Origin of the sequence: Vibrio tasmaniensis (assembly GCF_024347635.1) — a bacterium.
GTDB lineage: Bacteria > Pseudomonadota > Gammaproteobacteria > Enterobacterales > Vibrionaceae > Vibrio > Vibrio tasmaniensis.
The window spans coordinates 1079061-1101570 of record NZ_AP025511.1 but is presented as its reverse complement, the minus strand read 5'-3'; the positions used below and the strand labels follow the sequence as shown (position 1 = coordinate 1101570).

Here is a 22510-nt window from a genome sequence, read left to right as displayed (position 1 = left end):
AATAAAAGGCCCCCGACACATATGTGTCGGGGGCCTTCTTTACGTTAACAGCTATAAAATAAGAGCTTTAAGTTACGAGCTATTAGTTTAGAACTTAGAATTTTGTTTGAATCTACTGAATCTTCAGACGTCGAATCAGAGTCTCTTCATCTAATTGATAAAGTTCATCAAGCAGGTTCATTTGCAAGCTACCCGGGCCGCGTGAGTTTTCAGCAGCAATTTCACCAACCACACCCAACACAGCCGCAGCAGCCAAACCACTTTCATCACCAACAGCAGCAAATGCGCCCGTCAATGCCGTTAAGGTACAACCCATGCCCGTCACATACGGCATCATTGAGTGACCATTGTTTAACGTCACCACGCTGTCTTTCGTAACAACGTAATCCGTCTCACCAGAAATCACCACATTCGCGCCGTATTCAGCCACTAAGCATTGCGCTGCGCCTAATGCTGCATCACTGCTATCTAGCGCATCAACGCCTTTGCTCTGTGCTTGCTCACCCGCTAACGCGATAATCTCAGACGCGTTACCACGAATGATCAACTTGTCGGCTAAGCGTGCGATTTCACGAGAAGTCTCGGTACGCAGCGTACTTGCGCCACAACCCACAGGATCAAGCACCACAACCTTGTTGTTCGCGTTCGCTTGCTCAACAGCAAAACACATTCTTGGCGTCCAAACACTGTCGAGCGTGCCAATGTTGATCACAAGCGCGCCAGAGAAAGACATCATCTCAGCCAGTTCTTGCTGCGAGTGCGCCATGATAGGCGAAGCGCCAATCGCCAATAACGCATTGGCCGTATTGTTCATCACGACGTAGTTGGTGATGTTCACAACCAGTGGTTTTTGCTCTCGTACTGCGCGCAACGATTGGATGATTTGTTCAGTTAGCATGGATAAATCCTTATTCGTGAAAGTCGGTTTTAAGCCGCTGCAGGTTGGCTAGCGACAAGGTTTAGCCGTGATTAGTCATTAAGTGCATTCAGCCCTTGCTGCCAAAAAGCCACTTCCATACGCGTTGCGGTTTTAAAGATATGAACGATGTTTTGACCGCGCTCGCTGTTGATATCAATTTCAGCCAGTAGCTGATTGAAATACTCTGCGCCAGTTTCCACGCCAGACTGGAACTCTTCTCCGCCGTAAAGCTGCAGCCAGCTCGCGTATGGGTTGCCTTCCAATACAGTATCACTGCTTTCTAACAGCGCTTTACCGATAACAGCGTAACCGATTGAACACGGAGCCAGTGCCGCATATAAGTCGACAAGATCACCTGTCATACCCGCATCTAGAACGTAGCGCGTGTAAGCAACTGTGCCGAAGTCTTCAGGTTCATTTTCTAAATCCGATTCGGTTAAACCCCACTGACCACAGTAAGTCACGTGGTGAGAGATTTCAGAATCTAGCAGAGCATGAACACTTGGCAGTGCACGGCGCATATCAGCCAGTGTCTTTGCCTTGTAAATTGCCAATGCATAAGCACGGGCATACTGCTTTAAAAACAAAAAATCTTGCTTCAAGTAATGCAGAAAACACGGCTGAGCAAGTGTGCCGTTTGCCAGCGTTTTAACAAAATCATGCTCGGTGTAGTCTTGCCAATCTTGCTGACAAGCTTGGATTAAGTCTTGGTATTTCATGAGATTCCTTAGTCAAAAGTCGGTACGTAATCTGCGGCTTTTGGTAGTGATTTGATGATGCCTTTGTCGAACATGAACTGCGCGTAATCGTCGTAACGCTTCATATCTACAGCAGAAGGGCGAAGTGCAAAACGAGTCAATGTGTCGTTCCATGCGCGTTGGTTAAGCTCGTTGTTCAACGTATCTGGTGAATACGCCACAAACTCACTCCACGAATCTTGCGGGTGGTTCACAATGTAAGTGGTTGCTTGCTCAAGTGCTTTGTTGAACGCTTTGATTGCTTCGTCGTCGTGTTTCTTTGCGTTCGCAACAAAGATAAGCTCATCGTAAGCAGGCACACCGTGCTCTTCTGGGAAGAATGCCTTCGCTTTAAAGCCTTCAAGGGCTAACTGGTTAGTTTCGAAGTTACGTAAGCCACCCCAAATTGCGTCTACCTTGCCCGATGCCAATGAAGACGACAGTGCCCAGCCGACATTGATGGTTTGCACGTCGGTAAATGCAACATTTTCCTGAGCTAACATGGTGCCGATCGTCGCTTCTTCGTTGCCCGCAATCGCGATACCGATCTTCTTGCCTTTCAGATCCGCTAGTGAATCGTTCTTGCCATTATCTAAAACCATCAACGTATTCAGTGGTGTCGCAATAAGGGTTGATGCACGAACCAGAGGCAAACCTGCTGCCACATCCATAGTTAGGCTTGGTTGGTAGGTTACCGCTAAATCGACCTTACCTGCCGCAACCAATTTTGCTGGTGTGCTTGGGTCTGCTGGCTCTTGAATTTCAATGTTTAAGCCTTGGTCAGCAAAGTAGCCTCGCTCTTGAGCAATCACAATTGGGCCGTGGTTCGGGTTCACAAACCAATCCAACATCAGTGTCAGTTTCTTTTGTTCAGAATCCGCCAATGCATGACCTGAAACTAGCGAAGCAAGCAGTGCCACAGCACCTAATAATTTTGTGTTTTTCACAGTTAAACCTTTCCTTTTGAATACTATTCTTATGTATAGAACTTAAGTTGAGCAATATTGCGTTAGTAGAATTTATGTTTAAATAAATAAGTGGGGCTAAAATTTCTCGAACGAAATGTTATTGAGCGAGCCATCACTGGTTTTCCCAAGGGATAGCTTTTTTAAGTAATTTATCGGTGACGAAGTAGAGCGAAATAGACAGCACCGCCAAGATGAATAAGGCAGCAAACATCTCATCAATGATCATGCGTGCGTTGGCTTGCAGCATTAGGTAACCTAGCCCCTCACTCGAACCCACCCACTCGCCGACGACTGCGCCAATTGGGGCAATCACCACAGCGACACGAATGCCAGACGCCAGTGTTGGCAATGCAGCAGGCAATTGGATATAACGGAGCAATTGCCATTTCGATGCGCCCATCGTTTTGGCAAGATCAAGATAACCAGTCGGTGTATTACGTAGGCCGTCGTAACAACAAGTGGTCACGGGGAAGAAGATAATGATCGCCGCCATCACCACTTTTGACGGGATGCCATAACCCAGCCACAGCATCAATACTGGCGCAATCGCAAACACAGGGATGGCTTGGCTAGCAATTAAGATAGGCAACAACCAGCGTTTCAGCGGTTCGAACATCAACATCTGTAGGGCGAAAAATAGCCCCATAGACAAACCGAATAACAGACCAAGTAAGATCTCCTGCGCAGTCACCCAAGTGTGTTTGAGTAACACATCGTAGCGTTCAATTAGCTTGATGAAGACTTCTGCGGGAGCTGGCAGAATGAAGCTTGGCATCTCGAAGATAACCACCACCAGTTGCCATAAACCGAGAATCACGGCGCTGCTGATCAGCAAACGCATAACGGGATTCATCTGACGAGGGCGCTTAGTCGTGATCTGTGTGTTAGTTGAACGAGCCACAGCTTCGCTTCGCGTTAGATCATTCATAATCACGCTCCAACTGATCTAAGATCGCTTGTTGTAACTCAGCACATTCACCATCTAGCACTCGCGGCGTTGACGTGTGAGGCACAGATAAAGAATGAGCACTCGCAGGCGTGCCTTGCAACACATACAAGTTATCCGCCAAACGCACCGCTTCTTGTGGATCATGAGTGATCAACACAACGGTTTTATCTCTTAACAGTTCACACGCTAAGGTCTGTAACTTGTGTCTTGTTACCGCATCCAGCGCAGAGAAAGGTTCGTCCATCAGCACAACAGGTTTGTCTTGCATTAAGGTGCGAGCCAAGGCAACACGCTGGCGCATACCACCAGACAACTGATCCGGCATAGTAGACGCGTGATCAGCCAAACCAACCGCTGCTAACAACTCTAATGCTTGATTAGTTTGTAGTGCTTTATTAGAAGCTGGATTTTGAAAGCGATGACTCAGGCATACATTGTCGATAACCGACAGCCATGGCAGTAACAAATCCTGCTGCGCCATGTAAGCGATGCGATCCGTTAAAGGCAATTCATCAGAGGTTGTCAATGTTCCCTGCCACTCCACCTTGTCGTCCAACAAGCCTGCCAGATAACGCAATACCGTGGTTTTCCCGCAGCCACTTCTACCCAACAATACCGTCCACTTACCTGCGTTTAAGCTAAGCGACAATCCCGATAAGGTTGCGTGCTCGCTGTCGTTATAACGTAAGGAGGCATTGCTGAGTTGAACGCCAACCGTATTAACGGACATTGCCGTGTCCAGCGAAGAAGTGATTTACCGGGCCATGACCTTGACCAACTTGAAGTTCGTCAGCATGGGCAATCGCGCGAGAAATGTATTGTTTACCGAGGTCAACAGCCTCTGAAAGCGTGTTGCCTTGAGCCAAGAAAGAAGCAATGGCAGAAGAGAGCGTACAACCCGTGCCATGGGTGTTTTTGGTAGGAAAACGTTTAGCGCTAATCAGAGCAGATGTGGTTGGCAGAATCAGTAAGTCGTTACTGTTCTCATCTTTCTCTAAGTGACCGCCTTTTAGCAGGACAGCTTTAACACCCAGTGCGCGTAAGTCTTCAATCATGCCCTGCATTTCGGCTTCGCTTTCAGGTACTGGCTTGCCTGTTAACGCCGCGCCTTCTGGCAAGTTAGGCGTAATGATGTCTGCGAGTGGAATCAGCTCTTGTTTTAGCGTGGTGATAGCCGAGTTTTCTAACAGCAGATCACCACTTGTCGCGACCATTACAGGGTCAATCACAAGGTGTTTAGGTCGATATTGCTTAATTTTGTCTGCAACGACTTTGATGATTTGCGAATCAGCCAACATACCAACTTTTACTGCCACGATATTGAGATCAGTAAAAACCGCATCTAACTGGCTAGCGACATGGTCGAGTGGAATAGGAAAAATGGCTGACACGCCTTGCGTGTTCTGGGAAGTGATAGCGGTAATCACAGAACAAGCAAAACTACCGGTAGCAGACATGGCTTTAATATCAGCTTGGATACCTGCACCGCCGCCACTGTCAGAACCCGCGATGGTTAAAACAATCGGAGTATTCGTGCGGATCGTGTCTTCAGCAGAGTGCTGCTGAGTTGAGGATTTTGGAGTTGAGGCTTTTGGCGTTAAATCTTTTGAAATAGAACTGTGTGTCATTGTCGCTCCTACTATCTTACAAGACGTAGGAGAACGAACACTGATCGAAGGAGAAGTCGCATTAGGCTCATGAAAGTTTTCATGGGTGCAGACGTAGATCGAGTGCTTATAGTTCCCTACGCCAGTGTTAACTGAATCAGGTTCAACGGGTCTCGATTAACGATCTCAGCAAACACCAAATAAGGTATGTGCCCCCCGACTATTGATAGCGATAGTAACAGCACTCTCACAACTGAGATACTGATTTTATTCAATTATAAGAATTACACATGAAAAAATTTCAATTAGACTCAACAAAACAAATACTTATAACGTTCCTTTAGATGGCTTCGACTGTATAAACAAGCACAAAACAATCAGAGACATACCTAGCCAGCCTGTAAAAGGAATCAGCTCACCGACAACACAGACGGCAAGCACCGCTGCAACTACCGGTTCAAACAGAGTCAGCAGATTGGCACTGCTCGCAGTCACGTGGCGTAAACCAAAACTGAACGCGATATAACCCAAGCATTGTGGGATTAACGTCAGATAACTGATGACGAATACGTTAATCTCCGAGGAAAACAGGTTATCACCAGTAAACCAGAGCGTTGGCAGCAACAACATCGCACCGAGGCCAAAAATACTGCCCATCGCCGCTTGTGACTTAATCCCTTTATCTATCAATGCTTTTGTCGCCCAAGAATAAATGGCGTAACACAAACCAGCGACCAGACCTAAGCCAATGCCCAATAGCTTTAGATCCTCACCGGATTCATTCGCCGATGAAGCTTCTGAAAACACCAACAGCCCAATACCTACCACACCAATCGCAAAGCTTGTAAGCCAACGTAGGTTGATATTATTCTTTTTGCTAATCAGACACTCTAACAATGCGGAAAAGAAAGGTGCGGTAGCAATCGAAACCACGGTGCCAATCGCCACACCTGATAATTTCATTGAGGAATAGAAAGCTAAAGGATAGACCGCCAAAGCCAAAGCGCTCACTGCCAACAGCTTCTTGTTCTGCAAAAGTTTGTCGAAAGCGAATAGGATTTTTCGATACGCCAAGCCCGCTTGCATTAGACCACCGACGCCCATAGAGAAAGCACCAATCGCTAATGGGCTTAGATCAGGAGCAAAACTTGCAGCGGTGCCTGTCGTGCCCCATAAAATAGAAGCAAACAAGATGGCTAAAGTGCCCGTTTGGAATTCGTTAACGCGATTGATGGCAAGATTCATTTCTATTACCCAATTTTCAGTTCTGAAATAGATAATAGTGAAGATTGATATAAGTTAGTTTGCCGAAAGGACGCTATTGTTGTTTCTAAAGACTGTCTTTCATTGAGCCTAGAAACGCCCTTGGAGACATGCCAAAGTGCTGAGAGAAGCGACGACTGAAAGCAGACACATCACTATAGCCCACATTTTCAGCAATCAATTGAACCGGTAAATCGGTATGAGTTAACAAGGCTTGGGCTTTCTCCATACGATAGCGAGTGATGTATTTAAGCGCACTGATCCCCAGGCACTCTTTGAAGCGTTTTTTGAATTGAGTGGGACTCAAACAGGCTGTTTCTGCAAGTTGAGATATAGAGAGAGGTTGGGCGTAATTATCCGCTATCAATCTTTGTACCGCACGGATTCTTGGGTCGATGCTCTTGCTCACTTGTTGTTGCTCTAACAGCAATGCAAACACATCCAAAACTGATGACTCAATGCCACTATCGACCTGATATTCCAGCTGCTTCTCAACAAACAGCAAGAAGCTCATCAAAGGTGGTGTGATCGTGAAAACCGAGAGCTCATGCTCTAACAAGTGCTGCGGTAACTCCGCCATATCCGCGACAATAAACCGCGCGGCTTCATCCGCTTTAAACGCATGCGCTGTGGTTACCGGAATCACCACACATTCGCCCACGGCCACTTTGCCGACATACCCCACCATTTCGATATTAATACTGCCTTGGATCGGCAATACCAATTGATGATGGTCATCATGAGCATGGGTATTAAATTGCTTGGTGTAAGATCGAATGCTTAAGCTAGGTTTCATGAGCAACGCCGGAATTCAGTTTATTGAAACATGAGTGTTAAAACGAAATTACATGATTTAAGCGAGGGAGTCACATCGGGCTAGTGCTTTTGTCGTCTCCCCTGTCTAGCCTGTTCTAAGTCGGATCAAAAAAGCCGTTTAAGTATTGATACTCAAACGACTTTTTATTGGAGTCTAATTCGCGATCTCAAGAACAGTTAACCGAATCGGCTATCACTCCCTAACAAAATCGCTCATTCAGACTCTACTATTTTTGAAGTTGCTCTTTAGCGGCTTCAACCTTAGAAAAATCTAGGCCAAGCTCTTCAACTGCTTCTTTGATTAGCGCAGGGTTTTGCATTACCTGACCCATCAGCATTTGAAGCTTATCTTGTGGTAAACCAAGTTGGCTGATTGTCGCCATTGCTGCAAGAGGGTTCTCGGTCAACGTCTTGAATATCTCGCTGATCTGCTCGTCGCTAATATTGTTCTCTTTCAACATTGCTAAAATCGGGTTCATTTTTTTGCCTTTGAAACACTAAATTAAGTAGGAGCACAGCATACCATCTAGCTGTGCTCGATTGTACTAGCAAGTGAAGCTTTGGTTTAACACGAACTGTGCTTTTCCCAAACGCAAATAATGCTTGAGCTTAACGAGATTCCAATGGGTAAGAACGGTAGCTCCACATACCATACGTTCTCAGTGCGTCGCGGTAGATGCCTAGAAGCTCACCACTGCTCGCTTTCTTAAGATCTTCTAGCGGCTTATCTGGGTAAGAAACGGTATCGAAGGTAATACCCTGAGGGCCCGTTTGCCAGCTAGCGATCTCAAACAGAGTTTGACCACGACGAACATGGCTTGCCGAGCTGATAATGGTCGCATGTTTAATATCATGACGAGCAAGCGCATAGCTACTGAACAAGGCATTGCCTACCGTGCTGGTCGCGTAGTTCTCTTCAATGATGCGGTCTTTGCTTACCCCTTTTGAGATAAGCCAATCCGCCATTAACTTGCCTTCTGTCTTATGGTTCTTTGGCACGCCGCCGGTTAACACGATCATCGCATCTGGGTTCGCTTTCGACATTGCTAATGTCGTTTCAAGACGTTCAATCAAGATTTCATGCATAGAACCATCAGGGTTAAGCGCGTAACCCAAAGTGACGATGGCACCGTGGTCGCTCAACAGTCCCTTATCCGCAGACTCTTTAAGAGGAGTTTCTAACACGCGGTCGACCGTTGCAAAAATACGTTTGATGTCTTCTGCTTTACCTTTATTCAGGCTTTCCAGCTTCTCCATGTGCTTGTTGGATTCACTGTCATTGCCTTCAAATCTTTGCCAAACCGCAAGATATGCGTGCAAGTCGACATCGTCTGGCGCAACCGTCAGTGCTTGTTCAAACAACTCAATAGCGCGTTCTGCGTTCTTGTTGTAGATCTGAGCGTTCGCTGCCGAGATCAACAAGTCAGTACGGTAAGGTTCTAGCTGGTACGCTTCTAACAATCGGTTAGTCACAATTTCCATGTTGCTTGGCATTTTAGCCGTGAAGCCCGCGTGAGAAATTCTTGCCGGAGACTTAAACGCCTGCAACGCATCAAGAAGTAATTGGTCGACAACTTGTCGCTTAGTCACCAACTGCGCGTAATCCGCTGAAGCTGGTACTGCGCCATCGTTAGCAGCAAAAGAATAAGGTGTTGCGCCAAAAGCAAGCATGCCACCAAGAGCGAGGGCGATAATGTTCTTTTTCATGGAAAGATCCTGTGTCGTTAAGTGTTCACATCAGATTTGCTCACCAATGTAAGCCGCCAAGATTAAAAAACCGTGAACCAAACCTTACTCTCCAAGGTTAATAATCATTTGTTGCATAAGATGTGGCAACAGATCACGATTTTGAACTTACCAGTAAGCCTGTGCATCGAGATAATTTTGGTTTAAAGGAGAATTCACCGGTAATTTTGGAATATCTAACTACGGATTCCATACGCCCTATTCCACCGAAAACCACCCATCACAAACCCGAACTCCGCAGAAAACAACACGCCCAAACAGCAACTTTAAGCTCATTTTTTCAACAACTTAAAACTCTACACACTGAATCGCGCGAAGTTAATCCTCGCTCAAATAACGAAGTTTTAGGTACATAGATTTAAAACACGCATCAACCGATTTTCAAATAAATTAAAATCAATTATTGAACGACCGTTCAAGCGGTGCTTTAATGAATCACCAATACAAGGAGCTACCCCATGCTTAAGTTCTATTTTCACCAAACACCCAACCCAATGAAGATCGCTCTGTTTCTAGAAGAGACAGGCTTAGATTTTGAACTCGTTCCTGTTGATACCTTAAAGGGCGAGCAACACACACCGGAATATCGTTTGATTAACCCGAACGGTAAAACACCAGCCATTGAAGACGATGGACAGCGCGTGTTCGATTCTAATGCCATCCTTTTGTACCTATCAGAGAAAACAGGCAAGCTTGGTGGTCAGCCAGAAGACAGAGCCGAACTGCTATCTTGGATGATGTTTATCGCGAGCGGCCTTGGCCCTTATTCAGGTCAATCGGTACACTTCCGTCATGCTGCGCCAGCAGGCCTAGACTACGCTGTGAACCGTTACCTACGTGAAGCACAACGTCATTACGAAGTGTTAGAAAAGCACCTGGAAGGTCGTGAATTTATCGTCGGAAATGAGTACACCATTGTCGATGTTGCTGCATGGGGTTGGATTGATAAAGCACCTTTCGTACTTGGTGAAGAAGGCTTAGAACCTTACCCGAACTTGAAGCGTTGGTTTAACGCAATCAACACTCGCCCTGCTGCACTGCGCGCCCGCGAAACAGGCAAAGACATCGAATTTAAAACCGAACGTGATGAAGAAGCGAAACGAGCACTGTTTCCTTCGAATTATGCGAAGTAGCTGAAGTAAAGTTTGATAATTAGGCTCAGTAGTGATCTGCTGGGCTGTAATATTAAGTAGCCACTAAGTTAAGGTTCAAAGTCTACTCCTATGACTTAGAACCGTATTTTCTTACAATTAGTCAAGTAAATGACCACAATTATAAACCTAGAGAATACTCCTCCTAAGGTACTAATCGTATACTAGAGGTAAATAAACAGTGACAAATCGCTTAACGAGTAGTTAATTTAAAACGGACAACCGCGAATAAAATAAGCCCTAACAAGAACATCATAGTTATTTGGCGTTAGAATTTTAACTGTTTAATCCACGATTGTGATCATTTGTTTTTTGTATTTTTTACAGCTACGAATATCGCTTAATCAAATATTTTACGCTAATTTTATATATAACAAATCCATTACTCTTTTTTATTTTCAACTATTGATTAAATACTGTTATTTCTTTAAACGCTTTTTTTATCTTATCCCGACCCTGCTGATGATGCACATCACCAAGATACTGTTTATGATAAAACATTTTATATTCAACGGGTTTAATTGTAATCGGAATTTCTATCACTTGAAGCCCGAGAACAGGCCCCCACCGATGAGCAAATGAACTAGAAACAACACCGATATGGTCTGAACTTTGAACCTGCAATAGTATTTCAGCAATTGAAGAAACGGCAATAGTGGAGGTGCGATTTCTTGCTTCACCTCTAACCAATATTTCGAAACCGGTTAATCCATTTCTATGTCGTGTATGTAGAATATGTGTTTCATTATAGAACTGCTCTTCACTGCATACAGTATTTATTCTAGGATGATCTTTTCTACAAACTAAAAATAAAGTGTCTTCAAACAATGGCTCTGCAATTAACGTTTGATTGTGGTTAACCAATGCATCAATCACAATATCTGCTTTCTGAGTGCGAAACAAGTCATGTATTTCTGATGTTTGATAAGGTTTCTCAACTATTTGTAAACCATCAATTTTATTGATTATATTCAATGCAATCTCATCACAATGTACGACTAATTTCCTTTCATTGTTAATCGTGCCATAAATAATACCTAACGCATCTTTGAAGTGCTGAGCAGCATAATCAGCAGATGTTGTCGGTACTATTTTCTGTCCCTTACGCAAAAACAACGTATAACCTAATGATTTTTCAAGTCGTTTTATTGCTGAGCTGACCGCCGGTTGAGTCAATCCCAGCTGATTAGCCGCCTTTGTAAAAGAAGCATGCTCATAAACTACGATAAATGTGCGTATTAAATTTAAGTCAATCATCAGATTCTCATCGCAAAAGGACCATACGGTCACTAAACTCATGCTACGAGTGTTACAAAGACTCTGGCTGATATCAATTACTTCTAGTATAAATTAGATTAATACTAGAAGTAATTTTCACTCCCTACTCCTACTATCCTCTCTTCACTATGATGATTCGCACATCAATCAGTGAAGGACTAGAACTTTGAAATCCCTAAATAAAAGCACGTTAGCAACGGCCTGCGCTCTTGCTACAACCTGCATATCAGCAGGTGTCTCAGCCTCTGAGCAACCGAATATTCTTGTTATTTTCGGTGATGACATCGGCTACTCAAACCTAAGCACCTACAACCAGGGAATGCTGGGTTACAAAACACCAAACATTGACCGCATTGCGACGGAAGGCACTAAATTCACTGAATTTTATGCTCAACAAAGCTCAACTGCGGGCCGTTCTGCATTCATCACTGGCCAAATGCCAAAACGTACAGGTTTATCTAAAGTAGGTATGCCGGGTGCGAAAGAAGGTATTTCAGCTGAAGATCCTACTCTAGCAACCATGTTGAAAGAATACGGTTACGCAACCGCTCAATTTGGTAAAAACCACCTAGGCGATCGTGATGAGTTCTTGCCAACTGCGCATGGTTTTGACGAGTTCTTTGGTAACCTTTATCACCTTAACGCTGAAGAAGAGCCTGAAAATAGTGACTTCCCTCAAGAAGCCTCTTTTACTGAAAAATATGCACCTCGTGGCGTTATTCGTTCAACCGTAGACGGCAAAATTGAAGATTCAGGTCCATTGACTCGTAAGCGTATGGAAACTGTCGACCAAGAATTCCTTGCCGCGGCTGAAGATTTCATCGAGCGCCAAGTTGCAGATGAAAAGCCATTCTTCACTTGGGTAAATACATCACGCATGCATAACTTCACACACGTTGGTGAAGAGAACTCTGGCCGCACTGGGTTAGGTTTCTATGCTGACGGTATGGTTGAGCATGATGAGCAGGTAGGTCAACTTCTTGATAAAGTTGAAGAGCTTGGTATCACCGACAACACTATCATCATCTACACGACAGATAACGGTCCAATGAAAGGAACGTGGCCTGATGCCGCTTCATCACCGTTCCGTGGTGAGAAAAATACAGGTTGGGAAGGGGGCTTCCGAGTACCTGCACTGATGAGCTGGCCAGGTAAGATCCCTGCAAACACCACTGTCAATGGCATGATGGCACTAGAAGACTTTGTTCCTACTCTTGTCAGCGCTGCTGGTAACAGCAACATCAAAGAAGAGCTGCTGGAAGGCCGTGAACTCAATGGTAAAGAGTACAAAGTTCACTTAGATGGCTTTGATCAAACCGCGATGATTCAAGGTAAAACGGAAGACAGTGCACGTAATCGTTTCTATTACTGGAGTGATGATGGCGACCTACTAGCGGTACGTCACGATCGCTGGAAATTCCACTTCATGATTCAAGAGCACAACACTGGCATTGAAATGTGGAAACAACCGTTTACAACTCTGCGTGTTCCTTTGATATTTGACCTGGCAATTGACCCATTTGAAGCGGGTGATCTTGGTATCGGATATGACCAATGGATGTACGAGCGTCTATACCTTATGGGCTATGCCAAAGAAGCGGTTGCTGACGTAATGGAAACATTCAAAGAGTTCCCACCGAGATTTGAAGCAGGCAGCTTCACACCAAAAACTCAGTAATTATTCCTACGTTTAACTAATACGAATGGTGTGTATAACACACCATTCGCTTTTAAGGCTCTCGAATGCAAAAAGTGTCCATGAAAGACTCCACTCTAATCCAACTTAGCCCCTTAAAGACCGCTGATAAAGACTTGAGTGCCAATCCAAAATACCAACGTCGCTTTCACGTAATGGCAAAACCAGGAGGGTCTAAGTGCAACATAGATTGCCAATATTGCTTTTACCTGCATAAGGAAGGGTTGTTGCATCAACCAAAACAACCTCGCATGGATGATGAAACGTTGGAGCGTTTCATTGAAAGTTATATTGACAGTCATGATGGCGATGAAATTGTATTTTCATGGCAAGGTGGTGAGCCCACAATGCTTGGTGTCGAATATTATCTGAAAATTGTCATCCTTCAAAAAAAATACAAACCCGTTGGCGTGACCATTCACAATGACCTTCAAACTAATGGTTTGTTACTCAATGAGGAATGGTGCCAATTTCTGAAAAAAAACAACTTTTTGGTCGGGCTATCCATCGATGGTCCGCGTGAATTACATGATGTTTATCGTGTCACACGCTCTGGAAAACCAACCTTTGACAGAGTAATGAAAGCCGCTCAGTTGTTGAAATCACACAACGTACCATTTAACGCCCTGACCGTCGTCAATAACGAAAACGTCAAACATCCATTAGCCGTATACCGATTTTTGACTCAAGAATTGGGCGCAAGCTATGTCCAATTTACACCTTGTGTCGAAGCTACTGAATTCACCGATACGGCTCCTCAGTTCTGGCAAGATAAATCTTCGTCAGTTAGCTCTGATATTAATTCGACGATGAAAACTCGCACTGAGCATTCTACCCATAGCGACAACGTTATTTTTTCTACACAAAATGACTCATTGGTGACTGACTGGTCGGTTTCACCTAAAGATTGGGGTGACTTTTTGATTGCGGTATTTGAAGAGTGGGTCAATAACGATTTAGGCAAAGTATTGGTCAACTATTTCGAAACTGCTGTCGCGCAAAAGATGGGTTTTCCTTCTCAAATGTGCACTACAGCCGAGTTTTGTGGCAAAGGTATCGCAATAGAACACAATGGTGATGTGTTTTCTTGCGACCATTATGTGTATCCCGAATATCAACTCGGGAACATCAACGACAGTAAATTAAACAACCTAGTGTTCTCAACTCGACAAGAAGCCTTTGGCATGGCCAAGCGTGATAGCCTGCCACAGCAGTGTAAACGCTGTGTTCATCTGTCTCTTTGTGGAGGGGGGTGCCCTAAAGATCGCTTGTCAAAAGCAAGCGATGATGAGCTAGGTTTAAACTATTTGTGCTCTGGATTTAAAGCATTCTATGACTACGCAGATCCTATCCTGAATGGTTTAGTTGCTTTGCTTCAACGTAACAAACCAACTCCTTTCGCAAATAATGGCTAATCCTATGAACTCTCAATCTATCAAAACGGCTCAAGCCGCAATTCGTTCACTATCAGATCAACTTGAGCAAGAGTTAATTGGTCAATCACATGTTGTCGATGCACTGATTATTGCTCTAATTACACAAGGTCATATTCTGCTAGAGGGTTTACCTGGGACGGCTAAAACACGTGCAGTCAAAGCCTTTGCCACTGGTCTTAATGCCTCTTTTGGCCGTATTCAATTTACTCCGGACTTGCTCCCTTCCGATGTCACTGGCACAGATATATACCGCGAAAAAAGCGATTCTCTCAGCCTAGATTTCCAACCTGGTCCTATTTTCAACAATATCGTGCTTGCCGATGAAATCAACCGCGCACCAGCCAAAGTGCAAGCAGCATTGCTTGAAGCGATGGCTGAACAGACCGTCACTATTGGTGGAAAAACACACTCTTTGCCCGATGTATTTTTGGTAATGGCAACACAAAACCCGATAGAACAAGACGGAACCTATCCGTTACCAGAAGCTCAAATGGATCGATTTGAGCTCAAAATTCAGGTCGATTACCCAGACGATGCCGCTGAGTTGGCGATCATTAAATTGGTCCGTTCAGAGATGGCTAATGCCAATAGCAAGCAAGCTACACCGACTAAAACTGAACCGTTTGATATGAATGCAATTACTATCGCTCGCAATGCACTGCCTACTTTGCATGCTTCAGACATCGTTGAAAACTATATTGTTGCTTTAGTCATGGCAACTCGTCACCCAGAGCGATATCCCAACGCAAATCTAAGTCAATGGATCGAAACTGGCGCTAGTCCAAGAGCATCAATCGCTTTAGATCGTTGCGCTCGAGCTCACGCTTGGCTACAAGGACGCAACTACGTTGAGCCTGATGACGTTCGTGCTGTCGCGATGCCGGTATTAGGACATCGAATCGCATTCACATTTGACGCCATCGCAGCTGGAGTTCAGCCCTCTCAAGTCGTTAATGAATTACTTGATCATGTTTTAATTGGTTAGTGAGACCGTTTAGATGCCGACCAAAACTTTAGATCCCAGAGTTTATTGCTCTTACTCACGACTGGTAAAACTGCAAACTGAAACACACAGCTTACCAATACTACGTAAACTCAGCTCCACCAGCACAATGACAGGGAATCATCCTTCTACCTCTCATGGGAGAGGTTTGGATTTTGAAGAGTTACGCCATTACAAACAAGGCGACGACATCCGTAATATGGATTGGAAAACGACAATGCGTACTGGCAAACCACATGTTCGGACCTACAACGAAGAACTCGACCGGAATGTCATCGTTTGCCTCGATCAGCGCAGTAATATGTTTTTCTCTTCTATTGATACGATGAAATCCGTTGTTGCGGCCGAACTGGCCGCTTTGGTTACATGGCGAACAATTGAGCGCCATGACCGAGTAAGCCTGACCTTACTGCAAGATCAAAGCATTACTGACTATCCTGCAACCCGTTCACCGAAGAAGGTTTTGCAACAACTCAATAGTATCGCGACGGCAAATCAAGGGCTTAATTCAAGTAACGATAGTCAACGAGTCAACACATTTGATGATCTCATTACTCACCTCAGTAAACGACAAATTAAACGGTCAGTGATCATCGTATTGAGTGACTGGGCAGAGCTCAATCCTTCAAGCTTGCAATCGCTTAAGTTACTTCAACGTCATAACAATTTAATCGCGGTTATGATCACCGATCCAATGGAACAACCTCAATACGCCGACCAGCTTTCAGATTGCGTGATCAGTAACGGCCAGCAGCAACTTAACCTTGGTTCAGGCGCGATGGTCAAACAGGCACAAATGGGGCTACTAAAGCATTTTTCTGAGACCTTTTGCCATGTAAAGCAGTTGATGGATAGCCAAGCGCTTCCTTTGATCTGTGTCGATACCAATGGTCATCACCTTAAACAGTTTAGAGATGCTGTGGGGTGTACTGCATGATAATGGGACAGTCAAATGGCGCCTTTTTATTTAAGAATATGGCCGCCGTGAAAGAACCAGAAGCACTATCGATATTGCCACTCGCGACTGGTTGGCAACTACTTGCAGTTGCATTGCTTGTTTACCTAATTTGTCGAGTATGGCGTGTCATCATTCGATATCGACGCAACCGATATAGAAGGGCCGCCCTCAAAGATCTCAAAATGTTCATTCCTATCTATCCAGAATCAGCGGAGCTGTTCAGCCTAATGAAAAGTGTCTCAGTAGTAGTTGAAAGCTCAACAGCCTCGCTCCAAGGCGATGACTTCTTGCAATGGCTAGACGACTATTTACCAAACGACGAGATGAAGTTCGATGATGAAATTGGTCAGCTCTGGCAGCAAAGCTGCTTTGACCCAAAATGCCATTTAACGAATAAGCAATGGGGTGATTTATGCCACCGTTGTGAATGTTGGTTACGCCACCACCCTCTAGCGAAGGTAAACACATGAGTGACTTTTTAAACAGCCTTGTTTTGGGCTATCCCGCATGGTTTTTCCTTTTGCCCCTCCCCTTATTCGTTATGCGTAGGGCTCCGCCATTTCAAACCAAAAACACCGCAATAAAAGTCCCATTTTTCACTTCGGTTTTGTGTATTTTGGCGGTTTCCCCTAATGAGGGAGCTAACGAGCTTAAACCTACCCGTTGGCAAATACGATTGTTGTTACTCAACTGGTTAATGCTCATTACCGCGTTAGCGCAACCCGTTTTGCTCGGAGCGGTTCAAAGCCAGCAACTCTTTGCACGAGATATTATGGTCGTGACCGACTTATCTGGCTCGATGGCAAAAACAGATTTTACCGACAAGAACGGTACCAATATCAGTCGACTTGATGCCGCTAAAAACGTATTGGCTGAATTTGCATCCCAACGTCAAGGCGACCGCCTAGGACTTATTTTGTTTGGTGACTCAGCGTTTATCCAGACTCCATTTACGACGGACCAAAAGGTTTGGCTAGAGTTACTCAACCAAACTGATGTTGGCATGGCAGGACAATCGACCCACCTAGGTGATGCGATTGGACTCACACTTAAAGCATTCAAAGAATCAAATCATAAATCCACTGCAGAGCCGAAAGACAAGGTCGCCATTATTCTTACTGATGGCAATGATACTGGCAGCCATGTTCCGCCTATAGAGGCGGCAAAAATGGCAAAGCAAAGAGGCATAACACTGCACGTTATTGCGATGGGTGACCCAGCGACTGCGGGTGAAGATGCGATGGATATGACGGTTATTGAACGCATTGCCGAGGAGTCTGGAGGACAAGCATTTCAAGCTCTCGACAGCGAAGAACTTTCGCAAGCGTATCAAACAATCAATGAACTAGAGTTGACCGAGTTTGAGAGTCAACAGTTTCAACCTAAGCAATCTATTCATCATCTATTTGTCGGTATCGCACTTATCGTCAGCCTGTGTTTGATTTCCCTTTCTTTATGGAGACAACGTCGTGTTCGATAACCTTGATCTTCTAATCATACTGAAGCAGTTCCACTTTATTCGTCCGCAGTGGCTGCTTCTGCTACCCATTGTTGCAATGATAGTGTGGTTACAGTGGAAAAAAGACAACAGCACCAAAGCATTTCCTAACCTCCCTGAGCATTTAGAGACGGCTTTAGTAGTGAATGGTTCTGATTGGCGAGCAAATCTGCCACTAAAATTGCTCTCAGTGGTACTTCCACTCGCTATCGTTATTTGTGCGGGTCCCACATGGCAACGCCAAGCCTCACCAAATGATCAGGCGCAATCTGCCTTACTGATTTTGCTCGATAGCAGTAACAGCATGCTCAATCAAGATGTGGCACCAAACCGACTTGAGCGTAGTAAGCAAAAGATACAAGATCTTCTTGAGCTCAGAGGGAGTGGCTCAACGGGGTTAATTGCCTATTCAGGTTCGGCGCATCTTGCTATGCCACTCACTGATGACCCACGGGTTCTCGTACCCTATTTGACGGCAATATCCCCTGATATCATGCCAGCAAAGGGAAAACACCTCGGTTTAACACTGCCTTTGATCAAAGCACAGTTTGACGGGCTTAACGTACCCACCAGTCTGCTTATTCTGAGTGATACTCTGCCTATGAATGAATTAGAGAAGGTGGCGCATTATTTCGCCTCTACTGATCATCAACTGATTATTCTCGCAATGAACGCAGATAAGACGGATCGGTCTTTACTAGACTTAGCTAAAAAATCTGACGGAAACTTATATTACTTCACCACAGATAACACCGATATTGCTTCCATTAGTCGGCAAATAAAACTTCATGCTGAGCTCAACAGTGAGTCTGTATTGCCATGGAAAGACGCCGGTTATTTATTGCTGTTTCCTTTAACTTTACTTTATTTAATGTGGTTTCGACGCGGCTGGCTGGTTCAGTGGTGCGTATTGGGTTTAATCACCACAAATATTTTGATTGTACCGACGGCATCAGCCCAGCAAACGCGAGATGAAAACCAAGTCCAAACAGAAAATACCACGCAGCGAAATAAAACGGAGAGTAATCAACAAGAAATCAGTTGGTTAGAACGAAGCCAGCAGGTGTTCATTAGTCTGTGGATTACGCAAGATCAGCTTGGTCAATGGTACTCATCTCAAGGAGAGCCGAAACTGGCCGCCGCGCACTTTGTTTCTCCGCAACACAAAGCGATGGCGTACTTTAACGCTGGTGAATACGAGCAAGCCGCTTCAATTTGGGTTGCATATGACGACTTTGAATCTCAATTCAATTTGGCGATGGCATTAGTGGGCCAACGTGAATACGTCGCAGCAAAAAAGCTGTATCAGCAACTGCTTGAGCGTCAACCAGATAATGATGATGTCGCAAAAAACTTGAAAGTCGTTAGTGATTTTATTCAGTTTATTAATGATTTTAGTGAAGGTCAGAGTCGGAGTGATGAAGGACAAAACGAACAATCGTTTTCTTTACCTGATGACCAGCCACAAACCGCCGATGGCCATGAGCAAAATGTCATGCCAGATTCGAAAATAGAGCTGCCAATCTCAGCTGATGAAATGCTAGCGAATCCAGATATCACAGAGCAATGGCTACAAAGAGTTGAAGCCGGCCCTGAGTTCTTTCTTAAAAACAAGTTCTCTTTGCAATACCGAGAATCAAAATTATGAATCTTCTATTTAAACGTGTATTTACCGTTATTTTGCTCAATCTACTTTGTTATCAAGGTGCGTTTGCAAGTGAGAAGTCAACTTCTGACACGCTGAACGAACAGGTATCACTGACAAGTTGGCTTAGTAGCAGCAACGACAGCACAACGGTCTCGGTTAATGAACCTATTTACCTCTATATCGAGGTGGCGACGTCTCGTTGGTTTACAGCGGGGACGCAAATTGGTGATATCGAAGTGCCGAATTTAATCGCCCCACAACGTGACCTTTCAGCGACCAACTTTAATCGACGTAAAAATGGCAACAGTTGGTCACATCAACGTTGGCAGATCCCAGTCTATACTTACAAAAGTGGCCAGTACACAATCCCTCCGATAGACGTTACCGTACAATTTAATGCGTCTAATGGTCAGGATGTCAACGTCCAGTTTGCTACCCAGCCTTTGCATTTCACGGCTCAACTACCTTCTGCGCAACTTACAGGACAGCGACCAAGCGTCGTATCGAGCAAAGCATCACTACAGCAAAACTGGGGCTTTTCAAATGACCAACATGAGTTAAGAGTCGGTGACAGTATTACTCGTAAAGTTGAGCTACAAGCTCAAAATAGCTTGGCGATGCTGCTGCCAACGCTCTTGCCCTCTTCTCTTGATAAAGGTGCAAAAAACTACGACAAGCCAGTGGTACTTGATGATCACCGCGTAAGAACGAGCTACCAAGCCAAACGTCAAGAAGAAAGGACTTACATTATCCAAAATGGTGGAACCTTGACCCTGCCCCCGATTGATATTTTATGGTGGAATACCAAAACCCAGAAAATTGAACATTTATCAGTGCCGGGAACTGAACTTCAAGTACGCCACACGTTCACTTCTTGGTGGAAGGCTTATTGGATATATGTCGCTGCTTTAGCGTTAGCCGGAGTCGCCTTTGAGCGGGGCTGTAGATACTGGCGTCATTACTGGAACAATCACCCAACACCTTTGATTATTTCATTTCTATCTGCCATCAAAGAGCAGCGCTGGGCGCATTCTCGCACTCTCATTTATACCCTGTTAAGACGTAACACTGAGTTAGTTGAGCTTAAAAAGCTATCGTCCGACCTTCAGTGGCAACGAATAAGTTCGCAGCTGCAAACAGACGAGAAAAATAGTCGTGCTGTTGTATTCTATTGTTGGCTTAAGATTACAAATAAACACCTAGCTAAAATCGCCAACTCACTTGGGAAATTAATGCTATTGGATAAAAATAAGCGTTGAGCCAGGTAGAATTCATCGCGGTAACGCCAGTTACAATCGCCGTCAGATTTGAGGAGAGGTACTTTAATACCACAACCTATGCGTGTTGTGGAGATCATTAAAGATAAGATTGCTTAGTTAACTAAAGCGAACCAAGAGCTGAGCCACTTCGCACCTGAACACCGTTGTAATAAGCTATAAGAATGCGTTTTTTGTTGCCAACTAGCAGATTTTTCACAAAAAAAGAGCCGCTAAAGCGGCTCAATTCTTAAAATTCAAACAATTATTTTAAACGTTACTCTTTACCGAATACGTTGTTCTCTTGCTCTTGTACACGGATGAAAGTCGTACGCTTAGTTAGCTCTTTAAGCTTTGCTGCGCCTACGTATGTACAAGTTGAACGTACACCACCAAGGATGTCAGAAATTGTGTTGTGAACTGAACCACGGTATGGAAGTAAAACAGTTTTACCTTCCGCAGCACGGTACTTAGCAACACCACCTGAGTGCTTATCCATAGCCGACTGAGATGACATGCCATAAAATTTCATGTATTGCTTGCCGTCTTGCTCTACTACTTCACCGCCTGACTCAGAGTGACCTGCTAGCATGCCGCCTAGCATTACGAAGTCAGCACCGCCGCCGAACGCTTTAGATACGTCACCCGCACATGAACAGCCACCGTCACCGATGATCATGCCGCCAAGGCCGTGTGCCGCGTCGCCACACTCGATGATTGCAGAAAGTTGAGGGTAACCTACACCTGTTTTAACACGTGTAGTACAAACTGAACCAGGGCCGATACCAACCTTAACGATGTCTGCGCCAGCTAGGATTAGCTCTTCAACCATGTCACCTGTTACAACGTTACCCGCAGAGATAACTTTAGTAGGGAATTCAGCACGCACTTTTTGTACAAACTCAACAAGGTGCTCTGAGTAGCCGTTAGCGATATCGATACAGATGAATACGAACTCTTCGCTAAGCGCCATAATCTTCTTAACTTTCTCGAACTCAGCTTCAGAAGTACCTGTTGATACAAAAACGTTGTTCAGAGTTTTCTTGTCTGCTGTTTTAGCAAACTCAGCCCACTGCTCAACTGTGTAGTGCTTGTGTACTGCAGTCATAACACCGTGCTCTGCTAGAGCGGCTGCCATTTCAAAGCTTGCTACCGAATCCATGTTCGCTGCAATTACTGGAGTACCAGACCATTGACGACCGCTATGCTTGAATGTAAAATCGCGGGTTAATTCAACTTGAGAACGGCTTTTAAGGGTAGAACGCTTCGGACGGAAGAGTACATCTTTGAAACCTAACTTAAGTTCTTGTTCGATACGCATGGTGTTTTCCTTGATTCATAAAATTATGTGTCTCTCGCGAAATGCGTAGTAAAACCGTTGGCAGACGAGTTTACTTTTCTTCGGACACAAAAAAACCGGAGCGTTGGCAGACGCTCCGGTTTTCAGCATTATAGGTTGTGATTTACTAACAGCAAGTCTGATATTTCACTTTTTTTTATGCTATCCTCTCAAAGATTCCATATCTGCTACAACCCCCTCAGCTTTACTTTTCCACTAAATTCTTACTAATTAATAACTTA

Annotated in this window: 21 protein-coding genes and 1 riboswitch; of the genes, 9 read left to right on the top strand and 12 right to left on the bottom strand. The window is 44.6% G+C overall.

The window, feature by feature from the left end; genetic code table 11:
• Window positions 1–112: 112 nt before the first annotated feature.
• The 10 genes from thiM to OCV44_RS19100 form a co-directional block, all read right to left on the bottom strand.
• Window positions 113–898: a hydroxyethylthiazole kinase gene (gene thiM, locus OCV44_RS19145; protein WP_139685212.1), complete on the bottom strand. Its 786-nt coding sequence runs from the start codon at window positions 896–898 to the stop codon at window positions 113–115.
• 71 nt (window positions 899–969) lie between these two features.
• Window positions 970–1638, bottom strand: a complete 669-nt coding sequence (tenA, locus tag OCV44_RS19140) for a thiaminase II (protein WP_139685211.1) — start codon at window positions 1636–1638, stop codon at window positions 970–972.
• Between the two features lie 8 nt (window positions 1639–1646).
• On the bottom strand, window positions 1647–2603 hold the full coding sequence (locus tag OCV44_RS19135) for an ABC transporter substrate-binding protein (protein ID WP_139685210.1): 957 nt from the start codon (window positions 2601–2603) through the stop codon (window positions 1647–1649).
• 133 nt (window positions 2604–2736) lie between these two features.
• The gene (locus tag OCV44_RS19130; RefSeq protein WP_139685209.1) at window positions 2737–3552 is read right to left on the bottom strand and encodes an ABC transporter permease; all 816 of its coding nucleotides are present in this window, start codon (window positions 3550–3552) and stop codon (window positions 2737–2739) included.
• A complete protein-coding gene (locus tag OCV44_RS19125) occupies window positions 3545–4303 on the bottom strand; it encodes an ABC transporter ATP-binding protein (RefSeq protein ID WP_139685208.1) in 759 nt (252 codons plus the stop codon). Before OCV44_RS19125 ends, OCV44_RS19130 begins: the two co-directional genes overlap by 8 nt.
• On the bottom strand, window positions 4293–5201 hold the full coding sequence (thiD, locus tag OCV44_RS19120) for a bifunctional hydroxymethylpyrimidine kinase/phosphomethylpyrimidine kinase (protein WP_139685207.1): 909 nt from the start codon (window positions 5199–5201) through the stop codon (window positions 4293–4295). Before thiD ends, OCV44_RS19125 begins: the two co-directional genes overlap by 11 nt.
• Before the next feature lie 96 nt (window positions 5202–5297).
• Window positions 5298–5409, bottom strand: a riboswitch (TPP riboswitch).
• 98 nt (window positions 5410–5507) lie between these two features.
• Window positions 5508–6425 carry a DMT family transporter gene (locus OCV44_RS19115; protein WP_139685206.1) on the bottom strand — a complete coding sequence of 306 codons (918 nt, stop codon included), beginning with the start codon at window positions 6423–6425 and terminating at the stop codon, window positions 5508–5510.
• Window positions 6426–6510: 85 nt separating this feature from the next.
• Window positions 6511–7239, bottom strand: coding sequence for a helix-turn-helix domain-containing protein (locus tag OCV44_RS19110; protein ID WP_139685205.1), 729 nt, complete (start codon window positions 7237–7239; stop codon window positions 6511–6513).
• Between the two features lie 247 nt (window positions 7240–7486).
• Complete coding sequence (locus OCV44_RS19105) at window positions 7487–7738, bottom strand: DUF2999 family protein (protein ID WP_009844829.1); 252 nt, start codon at window positions 7736–7738, stop codon at window positions 7487–7489.
• 130 nt (window positions 7739–7868) lie between these two features.
• Window positions 7869–8966: a YdcF family protein gene (locus tag OCV44_RS19100; RefSeq protein WP_139685204.1), complete on the bottom strand. Its 1098-nt coding sequence runs from the start codon at window positions 8964–8966 to the stop codon at window positions 7869–7871.
• A 497-nt stretch (window positions 8967–9463) separates the two neighbouring features.
• On the opposite strand from OCV44_RS19100, the gene OCV44_RS19095 reads away from it, so the two are divergent.
• A complete protein-coding gene (locus tag OCV44_RS19095) occupies window positions 9464–10138 on the top strand; it encodes a glutathione S-transferase family protein (protein WP_139685203.1) in 675 nt (224 codons plus the stop codon).
• A 420-nt stretch (window positions 10139–10558) separates the two neighbouring features.
• On the opposite strand, the gene OCV44_RS19090 is transcribed toward OCV44_RS19095, so the two are convergent.
• Window positions 10559–11413 carry a LysR family transcriptional regulator gene (locus OCV44_RS19090; RefSeq protein ID WP_170213731.1) on the bottom strand — a complete coding sequence of 285 codons (855 nt, stop codon included), beginning with the start codon at window positions 11411–11413 and terminating at the stop codon, window positions 10559–10561.
• A 187-nt stretch (window positions 11414–11600) separates the two neighbouring features.
• On the opposite strand from OCV44_RS19090, the gene OCV44_RS19085 reads away from it, so the two are divergent.
• The 8 genes from OCV44_RS19085 to OCV44_RS19050 all read left to right on the top strand — a co-directional run bounded on the left by OCV44_RS19085 (window position 11601) and on the right by OCV44_RS19050 (window position 20932).
• Window positions 11601–13112, top strand: a complete 1512-nt coding sequence (locus tag OCV44_RS19085) for an arylsulfatase (RefSeq protein ID WP_139685201.1) — start codon at window positions 11601–11603, stop codon at window positions 13110–13112.
• Window positions 13113–13177: 65 nt separating this feature from the next.
• On the top strand, window positions 13178–14545 hold the full coding sequence (locus tag OCV44_RS19080; RefSeq protein WP_139685200.1) for an anaerobic sulfatase maturase: 1368 nt from the start codon (window positions 13178–13180) through the stop codon (window positions 14543–14545).
• 19 nt (window positions 14546–14564) lie between these two features.
• Window positions 14565–15551 carry an AAA family ATPase gene (locus tag OCV44_RS19075; RefSeq protein WP_139685240.1) on the top strand — a complete coding sequence of 329 codons (987 nt, stop codon included), beginning with the start codon at window positions 14565–14567 and terminating at the stop codon, window positions 15549–15551.
• A 166-nt stretch (window positions 15552–15717) separates the two neighbouring features.
• Window positions 15718–16506: a DUF58 domain-containing protein gene (locus tag OCV44_RS19070; RefSeq protein ID WP_170213730.1), complete on the top strand. Its 789-nt coding sequence runs from the start codon at window positions 15718–15720 to the stop codon at window positions 16504–16506.
• Window positions 16503–16997, top strand: a complete 495-nt coding sequence (locus tag OCV44_RS19065) for a DUF4381 family protein (RefSeq protein ID WP_139685198.1) — start codon at window positions 16503–16505, stop codon at window positions 16995–16997. The genes OCV44_RS19070 and OCV44_RS19065 overlap by 4 nt, the downstream gene beginning before the upstream one ends.
• Entirely contained in the window at window positions 16994–18007 is a 1014-nt protein-coding gene (locus OCV44_RS19060) for a vWA domain-containing protein (protein ID WP_139685197.1), read from the top strand. The genes OCV44_RS19065 and OCV44_RS19060 overlap by 4 nt, the downstream gene beginning before the upstream one ends.
• Window positions 17997–19673, top strand: a complete 1677-nt coding sequence (locus OCV44_RS19055) for a VWA domain-containing protein (RefSeq protein WP_139685196.1) — start codon at window positions 17997–17999, stop codon at window positions 19671–19673. Before OCV44_RS19060 ends, OCV44_RS19055 begins: the two co-directional genes overlap by 11 nt.
• Window positions 19670–20932: a BatD family protein gene (locus OCV44_RS19050; RefSeq protein WP_139685195.1), complete on the top strand. Its 1263-nt coding sequence runs from the start codon at window positions 19670–19672 to the stop codon at window positions 20930–20932. Before OCV44_RS19055 ends, OCV44_RS19050 begins: the two co-directional genes overlap by 4 nt.
• A gap of 274 nt (window positions 20933–21206) precedes the next feature.
• Here OCV44_RS19050 and OCV44_RS19045 read toward each other — a convergent pair whose 3' ends face one another.
• Window positions 21207–22250 (bottom strand): GMP reductase, encoded by a 1044-nt coding sequence (locus OCV44_RS19045; protein WP_009844818.1) that lies wholly within the window; start codon window positions 22248–22250, stop codon window positions 21207–21209.
• Window positions 22251–22510 lie beyond the last annotated feature (260 nt).